The organism is Adlercreutzia muris (assembly GCF_008831045.1).
Classification (GTDB): domain Bacteria; phylum Actinomycetota; class Coriobacteriia; order Coriobacteriales; family Eggerthellaceae; genus Adlercreutzia; species Adlercreutzia muris.
Genome location: NZ_WAJS01000002.1, coordinates 38550 through 60643, shown reverse-complemented (window position 1 = coordinate 60643; position 22094 = coordinate 38550). Strand labels below are relative to the sequence as shown.

Below are 22094 nucleotides of genomic sequence, written 5' to 3'. Positions count from 1 at the left end.
CGGGATGCCGGGCCCGAAAGCCCGGCCAGGGGGAGCTTAGGACACGTACACGCTCGGAGCGGTCTCGCCCTCCATGCGTGCGCCGCCCTTCTCAGCGGCCAGGGCCTCCATCTCGGAGAGCGGGCCGAAGTGCAGCGCCTGCACAGGGCAGGTCAGCACGCAGTGGGGCTGGTCGTCCTCGCGGCCGATGGATAGGCAGGTGTCGCACTTGTCCATCTTGAAGCCCTCGCCTTCCACTTCCACATACTGCGGAACGCCGAAGGGGCAGGCTTGCTCGCAGGTCTTGCAGCCGATGCAGACCGTATCGTCCACGACCACCACGCCGTCTTCCTCGCGCTTGCTCACCGCACCGGTGGGGCAGTTCGCCACGCACAGGGGGTTCTCGCAGTGCATGCAGGATAGGGACTCGAACTTTCGCTTCACGTCGGGGAACGTGCCCTCGACGGTCTCTGTCACGTTGCGGCGCGACACGGTGCCGGCCTCAATCTCGTGCCACTGCTTGCAGGCCACCACGCAGGCCCAGCATTTGATGCAGCGACTCGTGTCGACGTAGAATCCGTACTGTTCAGCCATGGTTTACCCCTCACTCTTCGAGATCTTGACGAGCGTCTGCTTCGCCATAGCCGAAGTGAAGCCGTCGTAGTTCGCAATGGTGTCGTCGTACAGCACGTTGACCTCGCTGCCGCCGTCCAGGCTGCCGTAGCCGGGCAGACCCAGCTCGTCGCAGGGCTCCCACCATCCGCGCTTGGTCATGAGCACGTTGGGCTGGATGGCCTCGAAGAAGCGGGCTACCATCTTGATGGAGCCGTGGGGCGATTCGATGAGCACCCAGTCGCCGTCGGCGATGCCATACTGGGCCGCCGTGGCCGGGTTGATCTTCACCCAGGGCTCCGGCTGCAGCTCGCGCAGGTAGGGCACGTCATGGTAGTAGCTGTGGTTGCACAGGCGGTAGGCGTGCACGTCGGAGATGACGAGCGGGTACTCCGCAGCGATCTCAGGGGTGCCGGTGAGGCTCTCCGGTGCGCCCTTGTACACGGGCAGACGCTCGATCGTGCCCGTGTCGTCGGCGTTGGGCTTGCCGCCGATCCACTCGTTCACGCACTGGACCTTGCCCTGGGGCAGCGTGGCGAACATCTTCTCGTAGTTCTGGTACTCCGGCTCGGTGGGCTTGGCACCGTCGGTGCGCTCCTTGAAGATGCCGCCCTTCTCGCGCAGCTCTGCCAGGGTCACGCCGGAGCCGTCCAGCTGCTCGGAGAGCATGGCGTCGATGTCGCCGTTCCAGAAGTCGGCGCCGTAGCCCATCTTCACGGCCAGGTCCAGATAGTACTGCCAGTCGCTGCGGCACTCGCCCACGGGCTCGGAGATCACCTGGTTGATGCCGATAAACGTGCCGGCCGGAGAGTTCTTCGTGGCGAACTGGTCGGCGGACTCGTACTGGGTCGTGGCCGGCAGCACGATGTCGGCGTAGTCGCAGGAGGAGTTCCAGGCCACGTCCATCACCACGTAGTAGTCGAGCTTCTTCAGGGCCTCGGCCACGGTCTTGGGCTGGCGGGTGGCGGACATGGGGTTGGACGACTGAGCGAAGATGAAGCGCAGCGGATAGGGCTTCTCGCTGAGAATGGACTGGATGCCCTTGTTGTAGGCCGTGGTGGGGCCGGACTCCTGGGTCACCATGTCCTGGAACCAGCGGGGCGTCTCGGGGCCGACGAGCTTGGCCACGCCGGGCATCCAGCCGTTGGCGGTGTCCTCTTCGCTGGCCGGCAGGCGGTCGCTCAAAAGATCGATGGGCTTCGTCTTGATGAGCGGCTCGGGCATGACCATGCCGGCCCCGCCGCCGCCGGCGATGCCGAGGTTGCCGGTGATGGCCTCGATGAGGCAGGCGCAGGCCACGGTCCAGTGGCCGTCAGCCGACTGGTCGCCGATGCCGTTGCCGATGTTGATGCCCATGGGCTTGGTGGTGCCCATGAGACGGGCCACTTCGATGATGCGCTCCTCGGGAATGCCCGTGATGGGGGCGGCCCAAGAGGGCGGGAACTGCTTGACGTGCTCGGCCAGCTCGTCGAAGCCGAGGCACCAGTTCTCCACGAAGTCGTGGTCGTAGAGATCCTCGCCGATGATGACGTTCAGGAAGGCCAGGGCCAAGGCGCCGTCGGTGCCGGGGATGACGGGCAGCCAGTAATCGGCGTGGGAGCCCAGCCCCTCCTGCATGGGACGGATGTCGATGACCGTCATGCCGCCTTCCTGGGAATCCAGGCGCTTGTTGGGGTTGCCCTGGTTGATGGCGGAGTTCTCGGAGTTGTAGCCCCACACGACGAGCAGCTTGCACTTGTCCAGCTGGCCGGGGGCCGTGTCGGTGGCCTTCGCGTGCTCCGGACCGCCCAGGGTGACCAGGCGCGAGAACATGCGCTGGGAATTGCAGATGGCGGAGTGCAGGTAGTTCGGCGAGCCGTGCACGTTCAGGAAACGGCGGCCGAGGGAGCCGAGCACCGCGTAGAACTGCGGGGAGAGCACGCCGTAGGACTCGGCGCCGTATTGCTCCTTCTGCTCTTGCAGCTTCGCGGCGATCTCGTCGAGGGCCTGGTCCCAGGTGATCTGCTCGAACTTGCCCTCGCCCTTCTCGCCCACGCGCTTCATGGGGTACAGCAGGCGGTTCGGGGCGTACACGGTGTGCATGGCGGCGTTGCCCTTGGCGCACAGCGTCTTCGAGCCGCGGCCGAAGTTGTTGCCGGCCTCGGGATTGCCCTCCACGTGCACCCAGCGGCCGTCCTTGATGGTGCACAGGGTGGAGCAGTGGGTGCGGGCGGGGCCGCACATCTTGCACCAGGCGTGCTTGACTTCGATAACCGGCTCGGGACCTTCCTCGCCACCGGTCTGGGACAGCTCGTCTTCCTCGAGCGTTTGCGGCGCGCAGCCGCCGAGCATCGCTGCGGCACCGAGTGCGGCGGCGCCCTTGAGCAACGTGCGTCTGGTGAATTCAGCCATAAGACCTCCTCTTGTCGGTATCCCCGCGACACCCGCTGCATCCGAAAAACCTCCCCTTCCCCTTCGATCGACTAACCATGAGTGCAGCATCCCTGGGCCTTGCGGGGGTCGCCTCTCGCGACGTATGCCACCGTAGCGTTTTTGGCTCCCAGAGAAAATCGTGCGTTTCCTATATTTTGAAAACAAGGCTTTGAACTGGGACGATATATGTTTTATATGACAGGTTCGCGTGCACCGGCTTCCCGTCTTTTGTGTTAGAATCGCGCCAAGGAGGCTTTCCCGGCTTCGGAAGACGGGAAAGAGTTGGGAGGAATTTATGACACAGTCGGGAGGGGCCGGGCCGGCCTTGCCCTCGGATGCCAATGCCCGTCTCTCGTGGGGCTCGGTGACCCTTGGCGATGTGCTCGATCGCCGGGTGTGGGGTCTGGCGCTCATGCTGGCGTGGCAGTTCATCACGTTCTTCAGCCCGGCCATCCACTATTCCACGCGCAACGATGTGAGCCATTTCAACAGTGTGGTGGGCTACTCGAGCTTGGGCCTCGTGGCGGTGCTCTTGGTGGCCGCCGGCCAGGCGGGGGTCTTTTCCCGGGCCATGGGGCGTCCCGTGCTGCGCTGGGCGGCTCCGGTGGCCCTCGTGCTGAGCACCATCGTGCTCGCCATTGTGGATGTCAGCGAGGTGTTCCGCCAGCCCTGGTGCTCCATCGCCGCGGCTATTTCCGGCGTTGGCTTGGGGGTGCTCTATCTCGCCTGGGGCGATGTGCTGCGGCGCCTGAACATCGTGGAGGTCACCGTGAAGACGGCGTCGGCGTTCCTGCTTGCCGCAGTGTTGTTCGCGCTGACGGTCATGCTGCCAAAGCTGGCCGCCGTCGTCATCACCGGCGCGCTGCCCATAGGGGTCGGCGCCATCCTGTTCCAGGGTCTCGGCGTGTGGCGCACGACGGAGGAGGTGGGGAAGCCGGCGCTCCACCAGGGCGCTTTCTCGGTGCGGGCCGTCTTCTCACTGGGGGTGCTCTCCTTGGCCGGATCCTTCGCTCGGTCGTTCTTCCTGGCCGGGACGCCTATTGTGAGCGACGGCTCCTATCCGTGGCTGTTCCTCATGGCCACCATCGGTGCCATCGTCATTGTGTGCGGCCCGCTCCTGTCGGCCACATCCCCCGATTTCGCCGCTGCCTACAAGACCTCGGTATTCGCCCTCGGCTTCGTGATGCTCCTGCTGCCCCTGCTCGAGCCGGGGTCTTTCGCGGCCGATGCGGCGGGGGTCGTCACCTATTGCGTGGTGATGCTGCTCATGTGGGTTGTGCTCGCTCGCCTCACGGGGCTCTACGGCCTCTCGCCCCTGTTCGCCTTCGGCATCGGCTGGGCCTCCTGCACGGCCGGCCTGCTCGCGGGCACTTTCGGTGGCGCCCTCGTGCTGTCCACCGTGGCCGTCACCCCGCGGCTGCTGAGTCTCGTGACGCTTCTGTGCGTGTGCCTGCTGTTCTTCGCCTATCTGTTTCTGTTCACCGAGAGCACCATGGCCCGGCTGCTCGGGGGCGGCCGTTTCGGGCGCCGCCCCTTCCGCGAGCGCTGCCATCAGCTGCGGGTCGACTTCAATCTGACCGAGCGCGAGGAGGAGGTGCTCGTGCTGGTGGCCAAGGGCCGCTCCACGCCGCGCATCCGCGAGGAGCTGGGCCTGACGGCGGGCACAGTGAACGCACATCTGAGTCATTTGTACCGCAAGCTCGACGTGCACGATCGCCAAGAGCTTATCGACCTGGTGGAAAGCGAGCGCTAGGGCCGGACCGGCCACAGGCGCTCCGTGGCGCCCATCGTTGAAGTATTTGTGCTCGTTGCGCCGCTGGCGTGGGGTTTGTGCTACCATTGCCCGCGCACAAAGGAGCGCCTCACGGGGGACGGCTAACGGGGTTTGTTCGTCGCGTCGCGCCTGAGACAAGCAGCGGCAGGCATCGCTTGCCCGACTCAACGGAGGAATGCATGAAGATTTTGGGCATGGGAGTTCCCGAGCTCCTTATCATCCTGGTCGTCATTCTGCTCATCTTCGGCCCGAAGAACCTGCCCAAACTCGGCAGCGCCCTCGGCAAGACGGTGAAGAACCTGCGCGATGGCATGGGCGCCGGCCAGAAAGAGGTCGAGGAGGCCGCCGACGATGACGAGGTTGTCGAAGTCGTTGAGGAAGTAGTCGAGGAGCCGGTCGAGGCCCCTAAGAAGACCGTCAAGAAGGTCGTGAAGAAGAAGGCCGAGTAGCCTCTTTCGTCCTTCGCATAACGAGGTAATCCGTGGTGCGCCCGCATAATTGTGCGGGCGCACCACCAGTGTATAAAGAGAGAAAACGGACATCATCATGGCAAACGACAATTACGTACTGACCCAGGAAGGCAAGGAGAAGCTGGAAGAGGAGCTTCACTACCTGGAGACCGAGAAGCGCGCCGAGATCGGCGAGCGCATCAAGGTGGCCCGCGAGTTCGGCGACATCTCCGAGAACTCCGAATACGACGACGCGAAGAACGAGCAGGGCATGATGGAGGCGCGCATCGCCGAGATCAGCCGCATCCTGTCCGAGGCCACCGTGGTGAATACGCCGAAGCGCTCGAGCAAGGTGAATATCGGCAGCGTGGTCACGGTGGACATGAACGGCCGCGAGCGCGTGTTCACCATCGTGGGCGGCGCCGAGTCCGATGCCGCCGAGGGCAAGATCTCCAACGAGTCCCCCGTGGGCCAGGCGCTGCTCGGCCGCAAGAAGGGCGACGAGGTGACCACCACCGGCCCCACTGGCCGCGACATCAAGCTGACCATCGTCAAGATCGAGCACTAATATGGCTGAAGAAATTGCTGAGGTAATCGAAGACGATCCCATTGAGGTGCGCAAGGCCAAGCGCGCGGCGCTGATTGCCGCGGGCGTGGATCCCTACGGCCATGCCATCGAGCGCAGCCACAGCGTGGGTGCGCTGAACGAGCAGTACGCTCATCTGGGGGACGGCGATTCCACCGAGGATGCGGTCACCATCGCCGGCCGCATCATGGCCAAGCGCGTGCAGGGCAAGATCGCCTTTTTGGAGCTGCGCGAGTCCGGTTGCGACATCCAGCTGTTCTGCCGCATCAACGCCCTGGGCGAGGAGCGTTTCGCCGACCTGTGCGACCTGGACGTGGGCGACTGGATCGCCGTCACTGGCACCATGATGCGCACCCGCCGGGGCCAGCTGTCCGTGGCCGTGGACTCTTTCGAGCTTATGAGCAAGTCGCTGCGCCCCTTGCCCGAGAAGTTCCACGGGCTCACGGACAAGGAGACCCGCTATCGCCAGCGCTATGTGGATCTGGTCATGAACCCCGAGGTGCGCACCACCTTCGAGCGCCGCTTCAAGATCGTGTCGGCCATTCGCCGCTACATGGAGGATGAGGGCTTCTACGAGGTGGAGACGCCGTTTCTGCACGCCATCATCGGCGGCGCGAACGCGAAGCCCTTTATCACGCACTTCAACGCGCTGGATCGCGACTACTACCTGCGCATTGCCACGGAGCTGCCGCTGAAGCGTTTGCTCGTGGGCGGTTTCGAGAAGGTCTTCGAGATCGGCCGCCAGTTCCGCAACGAGGGTATGGATCCGTACCACAACCCCGAGTTCACCACCATGGAGGCTTACGCGGCCTTCAGCGACCTGGACGGCATGATGGATCTCACCGAGGGTTGCATCAAGGCCGCGGCCGAGGCCGCCTGCGGCAGCCTGCAGATCGAGTACCAGGGCACGGCGGTGGACCTGTCCGGCACCTGGCGCCGCGCCTCCATGATGGAGCTGGCCAGCGAGCACGCCGGCGAGGAGGTATCCTTCGACCGCAGCCGCGAGGAGCTCGTGGCCATTCTGGAGAAGCACGGCGGCCATGCGGAAGCGGCCTGGGGCAAGGGCAAGCTCATCAGCGAGATCTTCGAGGCCGTGGCCGAGGAGAAGCTCATCCAGCCTACCTTCGTCATCGATCATCCCCTGGAGATTTCCCCGCTCGCGAAGAAGGATCCCGAGAATCCCGAGCTCACCCAGCGCTTCGAGCTGTTCATCTTAGGCCACGAATACGCCAACGCCTTCACCGAGCTGAACGACCCGGTGGACCAGGCCGAGCGTTTCCGCGCCCAGGTGGAGGCCAAGGACATGGGCGACGACGAGGCCATGGGCTTCGACGCCGACTACATCCGCGCCCTGGAGTACGGTATGCCGCCGGCGGGAGGCGTGGGCATCGGCATCGACCGCATGGTCATGCTGCTCACCGATGCGCCCTCCATCCGCGACGTGCTGCTTTTCCCCCATATGAAGGACGAAGTTCCGGTGGGTGGCAACGCTGCGTCCGCGGCTCCGTCTGCAGCTGAGGCTGCGGCCCCGACGGGCGAGGCCCCGGTGGCCTCTGCGGCTCCCATGGACTTCGCCGACGTGGTCATCGAGCCCCTGTTCGCCGACGAGGTGGACTTCGACACCTTCAGCAAGTCCGACTTCCGCGCCGTGAAGGTGAAGGAATGCGCAGCCGTGCCGAAGTCCAAGAAGCTGCTCCAGTTCACCTTGGACGACGGCACCGGGGCCGACCGCACCATCCTGTCGGGCATCCACGCCTACTACGAGCCGGAGGAGCTGGTGGGCAAGACGCTCATCGCCATCACCAACTTGCCGCCGCGCAAGATGATGGGCATCGACTCGTGCGGCATGATCATCAGCGCCGTGCACGAAGTGCCGGGCGAGGACGGCGAGCCCGAGGAGCGCCTGAACCTGCTCATGGTGGACGACCGCATCCCCGCCGGCGCCAAGCTGTACTAAGCGCCGCGGCCCCGAGCGGCCCCCATCATTGCCGTCGCCACCAGAACCGCCCGTGCTTCCCAGCCGGGCGGTTCTGCTTGCTGGAAAAGGGTCGTTTTGGTGCCAGGGGGAATCGTTTTGTTGCGACCCGCGGCCATCGATTCGGGGTATGGTGGGAGCGGACGCCGGAGGGGGTGTGGTTGTGGATATCAAGAAACTCGCGTGCTTCTGCCTCGTGTACGAGACGCGTTCTTTTGCCCAAGCTGCCGAGGAGCTCTTCTTCTCGCGTCAGGCGGTGGGAAAGATGATGAAGAATGCCGAAGCCGAGTGGGGCGTCACGCTGTTCGAACGCGATCATGCAGGCGTGCGACCTACGGCGCAGGCGGATGCCATCTATCCGCTGGCGAAGCATATAGGGGAGTTGTACGATGGCATTCTCGCCGTCGCCGACCAGGGGAGCCGGGGAGAACCCGTGCTGCGCGTCGCCGTGGCCCGGGGCGTTTCCAATACCCTTCCCCAGCGGGTATTCCTTGATTTCGCGCAGAAGAATCCCGACATCAAGGTGGATATAGCCATTGTGGATGCCATTGAATGCGAGGCAATGGTGGCAGACGGTCGCCGCGATATCGCCTTGGCTGTCGCGCCGGTGGAATCGCGCGGTTTGCGCTTCATGTCGCTTTTGCGCGAACCGCTGTACCTCTACGGCTCCCGCGCCTTGCTGGATGAGACGGGGGCGATTTGTGCCGGAACGCGTCTGTTTCTGCTCGATCGGAATTTCAAGCTCGATCGTCTCCTGCTAGAGGAAAGGCGTCCCTTCATGGAGGAACTCGTGATAGAGGACGGTCTGGACAGCTACGATCGCATCGTGGAAATGGTGAAGGCGGGTGCGGGGATGTGCGTGGGCCCTGCCTGCTACCTGCCTCTTTCCGAAGATGGATCGATGTTCCGATCTCCCATCGAGAGCGAACGCTACCGATGGGAGATCGGGCTGCTCATGGGCGTTGACCCAGAGCCCACTGACGAGGCGCGGCTCTTCGCAGCCCATGTGACGGCTCTCTCGCTTTGGCAATAAGAGAAGGGCCGGAGCGACAGTATGCGCTCCGGCCCAGGCGGCCCTATCGTGACGATGGTTGTTCCTAGGCGAGATCCTCGGCAATGAGCATCCCTGCAAGGCGCCCGCTGGTGAAGGCCCAGCCTGACGCCGCTCCGCCGTAATCGAGGTACTGGTCCTTCTCAGTCATGAGAACGCCCATGGAATCGGTGCCCACGGCGTAGAGTCCCTGGATGGGTGTTCCGTCATTGCGCAACACCTGGAGCCGCTCGTTGATATCCAGGCCGCCGGCCGTGGTGTAGTAGAAGGCGCAGCCCAGGATGGCATAGTAAGGGCCGCCGTCCACGGCAACAAGGTAATCGGGGTTCTTCCCGAACGCTTCGTCGATACCGGTCGTGCAGGCCCCATTGTAGTCGGCGACGGTTTGCGCCAATACAGACGGTTCCATGGCAACGGTCTCGGCCAACTCCTCGATACTGTCGGCGCGGAAGATGTAGCCCGCCGCGATGCCCGCGTCCATGACGGCGTCGAGGTTGGGCAGAGGGGTGCCGAGGGGAATGGTTGACTGGCAGCCCACGTAGCCCATGGAAGGGCCGGGGTCGGCGTAGCGCAGCCCTTGGGCCTTGAACTCGTTCAGTTGAGTTTGGGACCAGATAGTGTAGTACTCGGGCCCCGCCTTGATGGCGGCGTGTGTGGCGAACTCCTCCTCGTTGGTGAATCGCACGCCTTGGCGGGTGACAGCCAGGCCGTCGGCGGCCACGCAGAGCGAAGAGGGAATGTCTCCCTCGGACCAAAGCGCCGTGTGGCCGGTGAAGAAGGACAACTCGTCCTTTTCGTGCACTTCGAACCCAGTCAGATCAATGGGGAAACCGGCGAGGTGTGACAGCGGCGGAACGCTGGGGTTGAAGGTGGCGGCGCCCAGGGTGATGGCCTGCTCGAGCATGGCACCGTCATTGGTGGCCATGCCGTACTGGTGCCACGTGCCCGAGAGCGGATAGAAATCGTCGATCATGTACTGCTCCATGAGCCGATCGTTCTCGCCGAAACCTCCTGTGGCGAGCACTACGCTCTTCGCGGCGATCTCATATTCTTGGCCCGTAATGCTACAGGCGCGGATACCCACGATGCGCTCTGAGGAGGTGTCGTAGAGCAGGTCGGTGGCCTCGGTTTCCAGGAGATATTCCCCGCCGAGGGCATTGAACTGTTCCATGAGGCCATCGATACGGGCTGCCACTTCCACCTTGGGTCCCGCGAGCGTATAGGGCTCGTAGGTGAAGCAGCAATCGTAGGTAGCGTAGTCGGCATGGCCCGGGTTTGGCGGGTTGAAGGGCCATTGGTGGTCGAAGTGGAGCCAGTCGATGGTGGGGCCGGATTCGGTGAAGAACAGATCGAGCAGATCCTTTTTGGCGTCTCCCTGGGTGCGAGCGAGCCAGTCGGCCTTCAGGGCATCGCCGTCAATGAATGTCGCACCGCCATTATGCAGCTCGCTGAGGCGTGGGGGATTGACGGCAAGGGACTCGCTTGTCACGCAAGTGGTGCCGCCGTATTTCGCGGCCTTGTCAAGGGCGATGACCGACAGCCCTCGCTCGGCTGCGGAAAGAGCCGCGGCCATGCCTGCGCCACCCAGGCCGACCACTACCACATCCGCCTCGAGATTTTCGGCTGGCGCATCGTCGTAGGCTGTTGCGGCCAGCCAGGGTACGACGGCTTCGGGGCCGACGCCCGCTGCGGCGTAGGATTCCCTGAGGCAGGCCTCGACGGCGAGACGCACTGCGCTGCTGGTCATGGTGGCACCAGTGGCGCCGTCCACGGCAATGCTCTGCTGCTCGATCAGGCGCGGAATGAACGCCTCCTCGGCGGCTCGGGCCATGAGGGCGGTTTCCAGATGGCCATCCTCAATGCGCACGGCATCGATGGTGTCTTCCGAGAGGACGACCGTGACCGTAACGGGAATGCCGGCATAATGGCCGTGGGCCGATGCGGTGTAGGTACCGGGGGCGAGACGTGGGTTATTTGGCGCGGTACCGAGGGCCTCAGCCTTGGCCCACGCCGCCGCGTCGAGAACGGCCTGGGAGGTAACTGTAGCCCCACTCACCGTATCCACTTCGAGGCTGCCGCTGGCATTGAGGGCTTCCTGAAGCCGCGCAACGGCCCGGCCGCCGCGCTCGGGTGTCTCAAAGGGGCCGTCGATGGATACATTGGAGATGAGGCCCGTAGTGGCATCTACGGCCAGACTAACCGTTATTTCCCCGTTGAACCCCATGACGGTGGTTGACGCGGCTCCCGATCCTGTGGTTGAGAGAGCGTCTTCGGCCGTCTTCGATGCACAGCCAGTTAGCGTGCCGCCTCCGCAGGCGAGACTGATGGCGATGATGCCCGTCCCCTTGATGAATTGCCTTCGTGAGAGTGCCATGGTTGTCCTCCTCGATCGATGGGTTTCCCTGGCTCTACCGTACTATGGTGCTGTGCGTCTCTGGAAGCACCAGATTGGAGCCTCGCGGCAACGGAATCGCGCCGCCCGTGCTGTCCAGTCGCCAAGTTCTTGACGGATGGGCGGCGTCGTTGCGGTGGGGGCGCAACCCCCGTAGAATGGCTCGATGAGCGAGAGGAGGTGCGGCCATGGGGCGGCATCGGGAGAGTGAGCGCGCCGAGCGGTTCCGCCGGCGGCTCAAGCTGGCCCACACCAACGAACTGAAGCGCGAGACGTTCTACGCGCTGGAGAACTTGCGCCGTGCCAGCTGGCCGGCCCGCATCGTGGGCGGGGCGCTGTTCGTGCTCATCCTGCTGAACGCGGTGGTGGTGTTCGTGTCCACCCAGCCGGGGCTCGATCCCGTCACGGCCGACGTGGTCGCCGGCTTCTACCGCTTTTCCACAGTCTGCTTCTGCGTCGAGTACTTCGCCCGCATCTGGATTGCCGATCTGGCCTTCGGCAACTGCACGCCGGCCCGGGCGCGGCTGCGCTATATCTGCTCGCCCTGGGGCCTCATCGATCTGCTCTCCTTCGGGCCGAATATGGTGGCCTGGTTCGTGCCCGTCACGCCCGTGCTGCTGAACGTCATCAATGTGGTGCGTCTGGTGCGCCTCGTGAAGATTTCCCGCTACATGCGGGGCCTGCGCACTATCGGCCGCGTCATCGCGAAGCACTACCACGAGATTGTGGCGGCCTTTCTGGTTATCGCCCTGCTCGTGGTCGTTTCCAGTGTGATCATGTACGAGATCGAGCACCCGGCCCAGCCCGACAAGTTCAACAACCTGCTGTCGGGCGTGTACTGGGCCGTCACCACCATCACCGGTACCGGCTATGGCGACCTGGTGCCCATTACGCCGGCCGGGCGCATCGTGGGCTCCGTCATCATGTTCCTCTCCGTGGCCTTGGTGGCCATTCCCGGCGGTATCTTCTCCGCTGGCTTCGTGGCCGAGTTCCAGAACGCGAACCTGCGCAAGATCGAGCGCGACGTGCGCCGCGAAGACGCCCGCCAAGACGACCGCGACGAAGCGCAGCGCATGGGGGCGCGGGGGCCTTTCGGGGAAAGCGAGACAGCCTCGAGGGACGCCGACGGGAAGTGGGGCATTTCCGACGAAGACGACAAAAATGACGATTGAGCGAGTCTCTCATCACCGCAAGACTCGCTCAACCGCTAAAAATGTCGCGTAGCCGTCCTTTTGGGCGCGGCAAACCTCGCCCAACCGCCATTTTTGTCGCGCGCCAGCGGCGAATCGTGATGTGCGAGCGATGGGGATGACATAGATGTGGCATCGCTTCCCCTCACAACGTGCCCACAAAACAGCCCTTCTCGACACCATGCTTTAGCAATTCGCCCGCGTGAGTGCTAAACTGCTCGGGAACTATATTTCGTGCCCGGCCTGTCTGCTAGCGAGAGAGAACCTTTGCCGCGGGGCACCAACGAAGGAACGAGGAAACCATGTCATTCGAGAAATTCACGGACAAAGCACGCAAGGTGCTGGTCCTGGCTCAGGATGAGGCGCGTGCGCTCCATCAGCCCTACGTGGGCACCGAGCATATTCTCTTGGGCCTTATCCAGGAGAAGGACGGCCTGGCCGCCCAGGCCCTCGATCGCCTGAACGTCACCTACGATGGGGTGGTGCAGGCCATCCGCCAGGTGGTCACCATCGACGAGGACGCCGACGTGTCGGGGCATCTGTCCTTCACGCCGCGGGTGAAGCGCGTGCTGGAGAACTCCCTGCGCGAGGCCATGCAGATGGGCCAGTCCTACATCTCCACCGAGCACTTGCTCTTGGGCATCGTGCGCGAGGGCGAGGGCACGGCCTTGGAAGTGCTCGGTCGTCTGAACGTGTCCGGCGACGATGTGCGCGGCGCCCTGAATGATCTGGTGGGCCAGTCGCCTGTCTACGCGGGCCGCTCCGGCTTCGACGGGCCGGCCTCGTCGGATTCCATGCTCACCGAGTTCGGCACCGATCTCACGAAGAAGGCCCGCGACGGCAAGCTGGACCCGGTCATCGGCCGCGCCTCGGAAATCGAGCGCGTCATGCAGATTCTGTCCCGCCGCCAGAAGAACAACCCGCTCATCCTGGGCGAGCCTGGCGTGGGCAAGACGGCCATTGCCGAGGGGCTGGCCCAGCTCATCGTGAGCAACCAGGTGCCCGACATCCTGCGCGGCAAGCGCCTCATCACGCTGGACGTGTCGGCGCTCGTGGCCGGTTCCAAGTACCGCGGCGAGTTCGAGGAGCGCCTGAAGAAGGTCATCAAGGAGGTCATGGACGCCGGCGACGTGCTGCTGTTCATCGACGAGATCCACACCATCATCGGCGCCGGCTCGGCCGAGGGCTCCATCGATGCGGCCGCCATTCTGAAGCCCCCGCTGTCCCGCGGCGAGATTCAGATCATCGGCGCCACCACCCTGGAGGAGTACCGCAAGCACCTGGAGAAGGACTCGGCCCTGGAGCGCCGCTTCCAGCCGCTCACCATCAACGAGCCCAACGAGGAGCAGGCCGTGCGCATCATGGAGGGCCTGCGCGACAAGTACGAGGCGCACCACGGCGTGCACTTCACCGACGACGCCCTGACCGCCGCCGTGCAGCTGGCGAACCGCTACATCCAGGATCGCTACCTGCCCGACAAGGCCATCGACGTCATGGACGAGGCCGGCGCCCGCATGCGCATCCGCAACATGACCCTGCCCAAGGAGCTGCGCGATCTCGATGAGAGGCTGCGCAAGATCCGCGCCGAGAAGGATCGCGCCATCGGCGACCAGAACTTCGAGCGCGCCGCCGAGCTGCGCGACGAGGAAGAGGCCGTGAAGAAGGAGCGCGAAGAAGCCGAGAAGCAGTGGGAGGAGGACACCTCCAAGACCGTGCAGCAGGTGACCGTGGAGGACATCGCCGACGTGGTATCCATGTCCACCGGCGTGCCCGTGAGCAACCTCACCGAGGCCGAGACCGAGAAGCTGCTGCGCATGGAGGGCGTGCTCCACGAGCGCATCATCGGCCAGGACGAGGCCGTGACCGCCCTGTCCAAGGCCATCCGCCGCAGCCGCAGCGGCCTGAAGGACCCGAAGCGCCCGGCGGGCTCGTTCATCTTCCTGGGTCCCTCGGGCGTGGGCAAGACCGAGCTGTCGAAGGCCCTGGCCGAGTTCCTGTTCAATTCCGAGGACGCGCTGCTGTCCTTCGACATGTCCGAGTACATGGAGAAGCACACGGTGTCGCGCCTGGTGGGCTCGCCTCCGGGCTACGTGGGCTTCGACGAGGGCGGCCAGCTCACCAAGGCCGTGCGCCAGCGCCCCTACTCGGTGGTGCTGTTCGACGAGATCGAGAAGGCCCACCCGGATGTGTTCAACATCCTGCTGCAGATCCTGGAGGAGGGGCGCCTGACCGACGCCCAGGGGCGCACCGTGGACTTCCGCAACACGGTTATCATCATGACGTCGAACGTGGGCGCCCGTGATATCACGACCACCACCACGCTCGGTTTCTCCAACTCGGGGCAGAACGGGCTTTCCGACAAGGAGATCAAGAGCCGGGTGATGCACGAGCTGAAGAACGCCTTCCGGCCCGAGTTCTTGAACCGCATCGATGAGATCATCGTGTTCAAGAGCCTGACCGAGGACGAGATCGTGCAGATCGTGGACCTTATGGTGGCCGAGCTGCGCGAGCGCATGATCGCCCAGAACATGACCATCAACCTGGACGAGGCGGCCAAGAAGCTCGTGGCCAAGGAAGGTACCGACACCGCCTTCGGCGCGCGCCCGCTGCGCCGGGCCATCCAGCGCCTGCTGGAGGATCCGCTGTCCGAGCAGATCCTCGAGGGCCGCTGGACGAGCGGCAGCGTGGTGGATGTCACCGTGGGCGAGGACGGCGAGGAGCTGGTGTTCAACGAGGGCACCGGTTCCATTCCCGCGCCGCGCAAGCGCGATTCCATCGCCCGGGACGCCGAGCTGCTGCTCACCAACTACGACCTCGGCCGCGCCGGGCTCGGCAGCGGCCGCGGCGCCGGTGCGCCTGCCGGCTCCGTTGCCGGCGGAGAGTAGCGCCCGCCATACCGATCGCGCGTCCGCGAGCGCTCATTCCGTTCCCGATCGCAGAAGGGAGGCTCCCAAGGGAGCCTCCCTTTGTGTATAGCCGCCTGTTGCCTGCTTGCAACGAGGCAATAGGCGGTACGGCAAGCGGCCTGAAGCGGCCAGATTTCCCGCGATAAGGAGGGGACCTATTTCGCGATACGGCCCAGCAGGTCGATTTTCTGCTCCACGGCGCGGGCTATGCGCTCGATGCGGTGCTCGGGAATGTTGGGGTTGCGGCTCAAGATAGCGCGCACCTCGTCGGGAAAGTCGGCCAGCTTCGCGGCATCGAGCCAGTCGAAGTGGCCCTCGAACAGGCGCAGCTGATCTTCGGGGCGCATGCCGGCCGCCTTGAAGGGCTTGGCCATGTACAAGAAATCGCCGGGCACGTCCAGGAACTCGACATCAGACCACAGGCACGAGCCGGTGTCGAACACGGGGGCAAGTCGGGTGACTTCCAATGTTTCCACGTTGCGGATGACGCCGAAGTTGCGGTAGTGCCGGTCGCGGTTGGCCAGCACGAAATCGCCGGCGAACATTTTGGCGAGGGCGTCCATCACGGCATCGCCGTCAAGCCCCATATCCTCGCAGCGGCGCACATAGAACCTCAGATCGGACAGATTGTTCGGCTGCTTCACGTTGCGGATGAGATCCCAGGCAGCCACCAGCTCCTCGTCGGGGCCGAGCATGTTCCCGCAGGCCGAGTACACGCGGCGCCCGTCCTCGAAAAGCCAGTAGGGAGTGAACTTTCCCGGCTCCATGAGCCGCTCATACAGTTGCGTGGCAATCATCTCGTTGTAGGGCTCCTGGTTTACGAAGCCCACGCCCGATTTCAGCAGCACACGCTGCCCGTCGATGATCTTCCATTTCTTGAGCAAATCACCGCCGAGGGTGCTGTTGGGGGAGGACAGCGCCACGCTTTTGTAGTCGGGTGCGTCGGGAGATGATCCCGCCGAGTCTTGGCCCAGGGTGAGGAAACCCAGGTCGTCGCTGAAGTCGTTGTCGAAGAAGTTGACGGCGTCCCAGGTTTTCGGATCATCGAGATCGTTCAGCCAATAGCGATCCGACAGCGACAGCCCGAAGCTCTTCTCGGCCAGTTCGAGGGTGCTGTCCAGCTGCAAGTTCTCGAGCAGCCGTTTAATCTGGGCGCGGGAGGCGGGAATGGCCCGATGGCGCCACCAGTAGTTGAGTTCCGCCTTGGAGATGTCTCCCCGACGGTCCGCCAAGCCGAAGGGAGCCGCCTCGGCTTGGTCGATACCGGTGATGCGCACGGCCTTGTGCTCGTCCAGATCGTACTCGAACGAGAGCACGGGCGTGTTCTTGTTCATCAGCTGGTAGTGGGCCAGGGCCATGGGATCACCGCCTTTCAAGGGAAGCGCTGCCGTGTAACGCGGCGAGCATCGGCATTCTTCATTATAAGCGAGCGGAGCCGGCTAGGCCAGCGTGCCCTGGGGGCTGAGAACCCTTATGCCAAAACTCCGCGATCATGCAGACCTTGCGGCGCGGTACGGTATCGAGCTTTTGGGTGAGGGCGCCCGAGGCCGCGCGCGATGCAGCCAGTCGGGCCGTGCACGATCGGCGCAGCGCACGCAGCGCACCCCTTTTTCGCGCCCTCGCGCCATTGCACGGCGAGCGGGGAAGAAGGGCCGCCGTATAATAGGGAGTCGCATTAAGGAGATGAAGGAGTAGCCCCATGGAGCCCGTTGCCTCGCTGTTCGCCCCACGCTCGATTCCCTTTTCGGTGGAGATGTTCCCGCCGAAGGGCTCGCTGACCTTGGATGCGGCCCGCAAGGTGGTGGGCGGCATGGCGCTCGCGCGGCCCGATTTCATCTCGGTCACCTGCTCGGCCGGCGGCTCGGGCAACGGCGGCCAGACCATCGAGGTGGCCTCGCTCATCCAAAGCGAGGCGCACATTCCCGCTGTGGCGCATTTGACCTGCGTGAATTCCACGCGCGAGACGGTTCAGGCCGCCATTGCCGAGCTGAAGGCCGCGGGCATTACCACGGTGCTCGCGCTGCGGGGCGATTTGGTGGGCAATGCCCAGCCGGGCGATTTCCGCCACGGGGCCGACCTCATCCCGCTTTTGAAGGACGCCGGATTCTGCGTGGGCGCGGCCGCTTACCCCGAAGGGCATCTGGACTGCCTCGATCTGGACGAGGATCTGCGCCATCTGAGGGAAAAGCAGGACGCCGGGGCCGATTTCTTCGTCACCCAGCTGTTCTTCGACAACGCCGACTTCTACCGCTTCCGCGAACGTGCCCTGGCGGCCGGTGTCACGCGGCCCGTCACCTGCGGCGTCATGCCGTTTCTGGGGAAGTCGCAGATCCAGCGCATGGTGTTCCTCTGCGGAAGTTCGCTGCCCTCGCCCATCGTGAAGCTGCTGGCGAAGCACGAGGACGACCCGGCCGCTCTGCGCGCGGCCGGCGTGGAATACGCCTGTCGCCAGCTTGTCGACCTGGCTCGCAACCAGGTGGACGGCGTGCACGTGTACTCCATGAACCATCCCGACATCGCCCAGGCCGCCGCCACGGCCCTGGCCGATGCGGGCTTTCGCGCCTAGGAGCCGGGGCGGTCGTGGCGAGCATGGGCGACACGGGGCGCGAGGAGGCCGCATCGAGGAGGGTCCCGGCACCCGTCGTGGGCGAGGGGCGTCCCTGCGCGCTTACGGCATCGGTGAAGCGCCGCGAGGCGTGGGCCTTCCTCGGCCATCGGGGCCAGCCGGTAGACGATAGGCTGGCGGCGCGGTTGGAGGGGGCCGCCGCGCTCTGCGAGCGGGAGCTTGCGCCCCGGGGCATCTTCCGGGTGTTCCCCGTCAGGCCGGGTGTCGGCGGCGTTGTTGTTGCGGGCACGAGCCTGGTGCTGCCCGGCGAATCCATCGCCCGGCATCTGCGGGGCTGCGAGTACGCGGCCCTCATGGCCGTTACGCTGGGGCCGTCAAGCGAGATGGTGCTGCGGCGCGAGGCAGCCGTGAGCGCCACGGGCGGCATGCTCGCCGACGCCTGCGCCTCCTCGCTCGTGGAGCAGGCGGCTGGGGTGCTCAACGAGTTCGTGGACGAGGCGGCTGCCCAGCGCGGCTGCGCGCCCACCTGGCGCTTCAGCCCCGGATACGGCGACTTGCCCCTGAGCGTGCAGGGGTCGTTCCTGGAAGCGCTCGATGCCGGCCGCACCCTGGGCATGACGCTCACGGCGGCGAACATGCTCGTGCCCTCCAAGAGCATCACGGCCATTGTCGGATTCCGCGACCCCGCACGGCGGGGCGAGTGAAAGGGAGAAAGCTATGGGACTCACGCGTGAGGTGCGGGTGGAAAGCGACCTGCTGCGGCGGGCGCTCGCTCGCGAGGACTTCCTACTCTTCGACGGCGGCATGGGCACCCTCGTGCAGCAGGCGGGGTTGGCGAAGGTGCACGAGAACCCCGATGTGCTGAACCTGACGCACCCCGACGAGATCGCGGCCATCCAGCACCAGTACGTGGAGGCGGGCGCCCAGTGCATCACCACCAACACGTTCGGCTCGAACCGCCTGAAGTTGGCGGGAACGGGGGCGACGGTGGCCGAGGTGTACGCGGCGGCTGCCGAGGTGGCCCGCACGGCTGGAGCGCCGCTTGTAGCCGGGGATATCGGTCCCACGGGCAGTTTGCTCGCACCCTTGGGCAGCCTCTCTTTCGACGATGCCTACGACATCTTCGCCGAGCAGGCCCGAGCGGCCGAGGTGGCCGGCTGCGATCTCATCGTGGTGGAGACCATGACCGATCTGTTGGAGGCGAAGGCGGCCGTGCTCGCCGCCGTGGAGCAGACCGCGCTGCCTGTGTTTGCCACCATGAGCTTCGGGGAGGACGGCCGCACCTTCCTCGGCACCACGCCGGCCATCGCCGCATCCACGCTGTCAGCGCTGGGTGCGGCGGCGGTGGGCCTTAACTGCTCGCTCGGTCCCGACGAGCTGACACCCCTGGCGGCCGAGGCGGCGCCCTTCGCCCGGGGCCTGCTCATGGCCCAGCCCAACGCGGGGTTGCCGCGGGTAGAGGATGGGAGCACGGTGTTCGACGTGGGGCCTGAGGACTTCGCGCGGGCTATGGCGCCCATTCTGGATGCGGGCGCGACCGTGGTGGGCGGCTGCTGCGGCACCACGCCGGCCCATATCGCCGCCCTGGCGCGGTTGCTGCGCGATCGGCGCCCCGGCGCACCCACCTATCGGCCCGCTTTCACGGTGACGAGCGCTCAGGAGATGACGAGTCTGCCCGCGGGCGCTGCTCAGGTGGCGGTCATCGGCGAGCGCATCAACCCCACGGGGAAGAAGAAGCTGCGCGCGGCCATTCAGGCGGGCGACTTCGACTACCTGGTGGGCGAGGCCGTGGCCCAGGTGCGGGCTGGGGCGGACATTCTGGATGTGAACGTGGGAGTGCCCGGCATCGACGAGCCGGCGGTGCTCGCTCGCGCGGTGCGCACGCTGCAGGCCACGTGCCCGGCTCCCTTGCAGCTGGATTCGGCCGACCCGGCGGCCATCGACGCGGCGGCGCGCGGCTACGCGGGCCGGGCCATGGTGAACTCTGTGAACGGGAAGGCGGCGAACTTGGCGGCGGTGCTGCCCGTAGTGGCCCGCTACGGCTGCACCGTGGTGGGCCTTACTCTGGACGAGGACGGCATTCCGTCCACGGCCGAGGGGCGCCTCGCCATCGCACGGCGTATCGTGGCCGCTGCCGAGGAGCACGGCATTCCGCGGGAGGACGTGGCCATCGACTGCTTGGTCATGGCCGCCGCCACCAACCAGGACGAGGTGCGCGAGATCCTGCGGGCCGTGACGCTCTGCAAACAGGAACTCGGCGTGCGCACGGTGCTCGGTGTGTCCAACGTGAGCTTCGGGCTGCCCGCACGCCCGCTCGTGAACTCCGTGTTCCTGGCCGCGGCTTTCGGGGCCGGGCTCGACATGCCCATCCTGAATCCGCTGTCGGCGCGCTATGCCGACACCGTGAACGCCTTCCGCGTGCTCAACGGCCAGGACGGGGGCGCGGTGCGTTTTCTGGAAAACTACGCGCACGCGGCCGACCCCTACGACGGCCCCGCGGCGGCTGCCTCGGAGGGCGCCCCCGCGCCTGGCCCGACTGGTTCTGCGACGGCTGCCGAGGAGTGCCCCGTGCCCGTCACCGATGCCTTCGCGGAAGATGCCGAGGCCGTGCGGTCCATGGTGTCCTACGTGCTGCAGGGCCGCGACGCGCCCATGGCCGCCGCCACCGCCGACCTGCTTGGGCGCCACGACGGCATCGCCATCATCAACGACGTGTTCGTGCCCGTGCTCGACGAGGTGGGGCGCCGCTACGACAGCGGGGCCTTCTTCCTGCCCCAGCTCATGGCCGCCGCCGAGGCGGTGAAGGCCGGCTTCGACGTCATCCGCGCCCAGATGGCCGAGGGGGTCGCGGGCGAGGGCGCGTGCGTCTCGGCAATGCCCGGCGGTTCTGCTGCGACTGGCAGCGCCGCACCCGATGCCGATCGCGCCATCATCGTGGCCACCGTGGAGGGCGACATCCACGACATCGGCAAGAACATCGTGAAGATGCTCTTGGAAAACTACGGCTTTTCCGTCATCGATCTCGGCCGCGACGTGGCGCCCGAGGCGGTGCTTGCCGCTGTGCGGGAAACAGGTGCGCGCCTTGTGGGCCTCTCGGCGCTCATGACCACCACCGTCGGCGCCATGGAGCGCACTATCGCGCTCGTGCACGAGGCGTGCCCTGAGGTGCGGCTTATGGTGGGTGGCGCGGTGGTCACCGCGGAGTTCGCGGCCTCCATCGGCGCCGACTTCTACGCCAAGGACGCCGCCGAGTCGGCCCGCATCGCCACGGCCTTCTTCGGCTGACCCTTCGCTTTTGCACTATACTATGGAGAAGAACCGATACCCGCTTTACCCGTAAGGGGATGCCCATGGCAAACATCGTCGATCCCGTCTTCGAAGCGTCTGTGCTGCGCGAGCCTGCGCTCGTGGGCGATGACTTCGATTTCGATGCACTCACCTGCCCGCTTCTGCAGTTGCAGGGCAAGGTGGACAAGAACCCCAAGACCGCGGCCATCATCTTGGCCGGCGGCACCGGCGAGCGCTTCGGCAAGGAGGGGGGCAAGCAGCTGGTGGAAATTGCCGGCAAGCCCATTCTCACCTGGTCGGCCGAGGCCTTCGACGCCGTGGGCGATGTGGGCCTCATCGTCATCGTGTGCCCCGAGGAGCGCATGCGCGAGTACCTGGCCCGGGCCATCGATCCGTTCCCTTTCGTCACTCCGGTGGTGCTGGCGCCCGCGGGCTCCATCCGCCAGGAATCGGCCTTCTCGGGCTTGGAAATGGTGGGGGAGGAATACGAGTACGTGGTGCTGCACGATGGCGCCCGCCCGCTCGTGTCGCCGGAGCTCATCGAGCACACTATCAACACGGTGAAGGGCAACTTCGATGCCGACGGCGCCGTGGTGGCCCATCCGGCCGTGGACACCCTGAAGGTGGTGGAGGACGGCGTCATCATGGGCACGCCCGACCGCAGCGTGTTCTGGAACGCCCAGACGCCCCAGGTGTTCCGCGCGGGCATCTACCGCCGCGCTCACGCGAGCGCGCTTTCCGACGGCTTCGTGGGCACCGACGATTCGTCGCTCATCGAGCGCTTGGGCGGCCGGGTGCTCGTGGTGGAGGGCAAGCGCGACAATATCAAGCTCACCGTGCCCGAGGACTACGTGCTTTTGGCCAGCGCCGTGCGCACCATGCTTTTGAACTCCGAGCATCGGTAAGGGACTGCA

The 22094-nt window shown here is 65.4% G+C and carries 15 protein-coding genes; 11 read left to right on the top strand and 4 right to left on the bottom strand.

All coding sequences use genetic code 11. The annotated features are described in order from the left end of the window. Positions 1 to 36: 36 nt before the first annotated feature. Both F8D48_RS01075 and F8D48_RS01070 read right to left on the bottom strand, forming a co-directional pair. A complete protein-coding gene (locus F8D48_RS01075) occupies positions 37 to 573 on the bottom strand; it encodes a 4Fe-4S dicluster domain-containing protein (protein ID WP_135970351.1) in 537 nt (178 codons plus the stop codon). Between the two features lie 3 nt (positions 574 to 576). Then, complete coding sequence (locus F8D48_RS01070) at positions 577 to 2982, bottom strand: molybdopterin-containing oxidoreductase family protein (RefSeq protein WP_170272677.1); 2406 nt, start codon at positions 2980 to 2982, stop codon at positions 577 to 579. A gap of 316 nt (positions 2983 to 3298) precedes the next feature. Between F8D48_RS01070 and F8D48_RS01065 the strand changes: the two genes are divergently transcribed. The 5 genes from F8D48_RS01065 (at position 3299) to F8D48_RS01045 (ending at position 8820) form a co-directional block, all read left to right on the top strand. Beyond that, entirely contained in the window at positions 3299 to 4756 is a 1458-nt protein-coding gene (locus tag F8D48_RS01065) for a helix-turn-helix transcriptional regulator (protein WP_170272676.1), read from the top strand. 200 nt (positions 4757 to 4956) lie between these two features. Further along, positions 4957 to 5226 (top strand): twin-arginine translocase TatA/TatE family subunit, encoded by a 270-nt coding sequence (gene tatA, locus F8D48_RS01060; RefSeq protein ID WP_135970348.1) that lies wholly within the window; start codon positions 4957 to 4959, stop codon positions 5224 to 5226. Between the two features lie 97 nt (positions 5227 to 5323). Beyond that, positions 5324 to 5794 carry a transcription elongation factor GreA gene (gene greA, locus F8D48_RS01055; RefSeq protein WP_135971063.1) on the top strand — a complete coding sequence of 157 codons (471 nt, stop codon included), beginning with the start codon at positions 5324 to 5326 and terminating at the stop codon, positions 5792 to 5794. A 1-nt stretch (position 5795) separates the two neighbouring features. Further along, the gene (gene lysS, locus F8D48_RS01050) at positions 5796 to 7769 is read left to right on the top strand and encodes a lysine--tRNA ligase (RefSeq protein WP_151429605.1); all 1974 of its coding nucleotides are present in this window, start codon (positions 5796 to 5798) and stop codon (positions 7767 to 7769) included. Between the two features lie 181 nt (positions 7770 to 7950). After that, positions 7951 to 8820, top strand: coding sequence for a LysR family transcriptional regulator (locus F8D48_RS01045; RefSeq protein WP_170272675.1), 870 nt, complete (start codon positions 7951 to 7953; stop codon positions 8818 to 8820). Positions 8821 to 8884: 64 nt separating this feature from the next. On the opposite strand, the gene F8D48_RS01040 is transcribed toward F8D48_RS01045, so the two are convergent. Then, positions 8885 to 11212, bottom strand: a complete 2328-nt coding sequence (locus F8D48_RS01040; RefSeq protein ID WP_151429603.1) for an FAD-binding protein — start codon at positions 11210 to 11212, stop codon at positions 8885 to 8887. 206 nt (positions 11213 to 11418) lie between these two features. On the opposite strand from F8D48_RS01040, the gene F8D48_RS01035 reads away from it, so the two are divergent. Both F8D48_RS01035 and F8D48_RS01030 read left to right on the top strand, forming a co-directional pair. Continuing rightward, entirely contained in the window at positions 11419 to 12402 is a 984-nt protein-coding gene (locus tag F8D48_RS01035) for an ion transporter (RefSeq protein ID WP_151429602.1), read from the top strand. A gap of 320 nt (positions 12403 to 12722) precedes the next feature. Further along, positions 12723 to 15305: an ATP-dependent Clp protease ATP-binding subunit gene (locus F8D48_RS01030; RefSeq protein ID WP_151429601.1), complete on the top strand. Its 2583-nt coding sequence runs from the start codon at positions 12723 to 12725 to the stop codon at positions 15303 to 15305. Positions 15306 to 15481: 176 nt separating this feature from the next. Here F8D48_RS01030 and F8D48_RS01025 read toward each other — a convergent pair whose 3' ends face one another. Continuing rightward, on the bottom strand, positions 15482 to 16684 hold the full coding sequence (locus tag F8D48_RS01025) for a HipA domain-containing protein (protein ID WP_151429600.1): 1203 nt from the start codon (positions 16682 to 16684) through the stop codon (positions 15482 to 15484). Positions 16685 to 17025: 341 nt separating this feature from the next. Between F8D48_RS01025 and F8D48_RS01020 the strand changes: the two genes are divergently transcribed. The 4 genes from F8D48_RS01020 to ispD all read left to right on the top strand — a co-directional run bounded on the left by F8D48_RS01020 (position 17026) and on the right by ispD (position 22085). Then, a complete protein-coding gene (locus F8D48_RS01020) occupies positions 17026 to 17892 on the top strand; it encodes a methylenetetrahydrofolate reductase (protein WP_135971070.1) in 867 nt (288 codons plus the stop codon). 14 nt (positions 17893 to 17906) lie between these two features. Beyond that, complete coding sequence (locus tag F8D48_RS01015) at positions 17907 to 18596, top strand: vitamin B12 dependent methionine synthase (RefSeq protein WP_151429599.1); 690 nt, start codon at positions 17907 to 17909, stop codon at positions 18594 to 18596. Between the two features lie 13 nt (positions 18597 to 18609). Continuing rightward, complete coding sequence (locus tag F8D48_RS01010; RefSeq protein ID WP_151429598.1) at positions 18610 to 21177, top strand: homocysteine S-methyltransferase family protein; 2568 nt, start codon at positions 18610 to 18612, stop codon at positions 21175 to 21177. A gap of 65 nt (positions 21178 to 21242) precedes the next feature. Further along, on the top strand, positions 21243 to 22085 hold the full coding sequence (gene ispD, locus F8D48_RS01005) for a 2-C-methyl-D-erythritol 4-phosphate cytidylyltransferase (protein WP_016310427.1): 843 nt from the start codon (positions 21243 to 21245) through the stop codon (positions 22083 to 22085). Positions 22086 to 22094 lie beyond the last annotated feature (9 nt).

What these genes read in the sequence shown, in the direction of transcription:
- F8D48_RS01070 (WP_170272677.1), bottom strand. Translation starts at nt 2,982, where the DNA reads ATGGCTGAATTCACCAGACGCACGTTGCTCAAGGGCGCCGCCGCACTC.
- ispD (WP_016310427.1), top strand. Translation starts at nt 21,243, where the DNA reads ATGGCAAACATCGTCGATCCCGTCTTCGAAGCGTCTGTGCTGCGCGAG.
- tatA (WP_135970348.1), top strand. Translation starts at nt 4,957, where the DNA reads ATGAAGATTTTGGGCATGGGAGTTCCCGAGCTCCTTATCATCCTGGTC.
- greA (WP_135971063.1), top strand. Translation starts at nt 5,324, where the DNA reads ATGGCAAACGACAATTACGTACTGACCCAGGAAGGCAAGGAGAAGCTG.
- lysS (WP_151429605.1), top strand. Translation starts at nt 5,796, where the DNA reads ATGGCTGAAGAAATTGCTGAGGTAATCGAAGACGATCCCATTGAGGTG.
- F8D48_RS01040 (WP_151429603.1), bottom strand. Translation starts at nt 11,212, where the DNA reads ATGGCACTCTCACGAAGGCAATTCATCAAGGGGACGGGCATCATCGCC.
- F8D48_RS01035 (WP_151429602.1), top strand. Translation starts at nt 11,419, where the DNA reads ATGGGGCGGCATCGGGAGAGTGAGCGCGCCGAGCGGTTCCGCCGGCGG.
- F8D48_RS01030 (WP_151429601.1), top strand. Translation starts at nt 12,723, where the DNA reads ATGTCATTCGAGAAATTCACGGACAAAGCACGCAAGGTGCTGGTCCTG.
- F8D48_RS01010 (WP_151429598.1), top strand. Translation starts at nt 18,610, where the DNA reads ATGGGACTCACGCGTGAGGTGCGGGTGGAAAGCGACCTGCTGCGGCGG.
- F8D48_RS01065 (WP_170272676.1), top strand. Translation starts at nt 3,299, where the DNA reads ATGACACAGTCGGGAGGGGCCGGGCCGGCCTTGCCCTCGGATGCCAAT.
- F8D48_RS01075 (WP_135970351.1), bottom strand. Translation starts at nt 573, where the DNA reads ATGGCTGAACAGTACGGATTCTACGTCGACACGAGTCGCTGCATCAAA.
- F8D48_RS01025 (WP_151429600.1), bottom strand. Translation starts at nt 16,684, where the DNA reads ATGGCCCTGGCCCACTACCAGCTGATGAACAAGAACACGCCCGTGCTC.
- F8D48_RS01020 (WP_135971070.1), top strand. Translation starts at nt 17,026, where the DNA reads ATGGAGCCCGTTGCCTCGCTGTTCGCCCCACGCTCGATTCCCTTTTCG.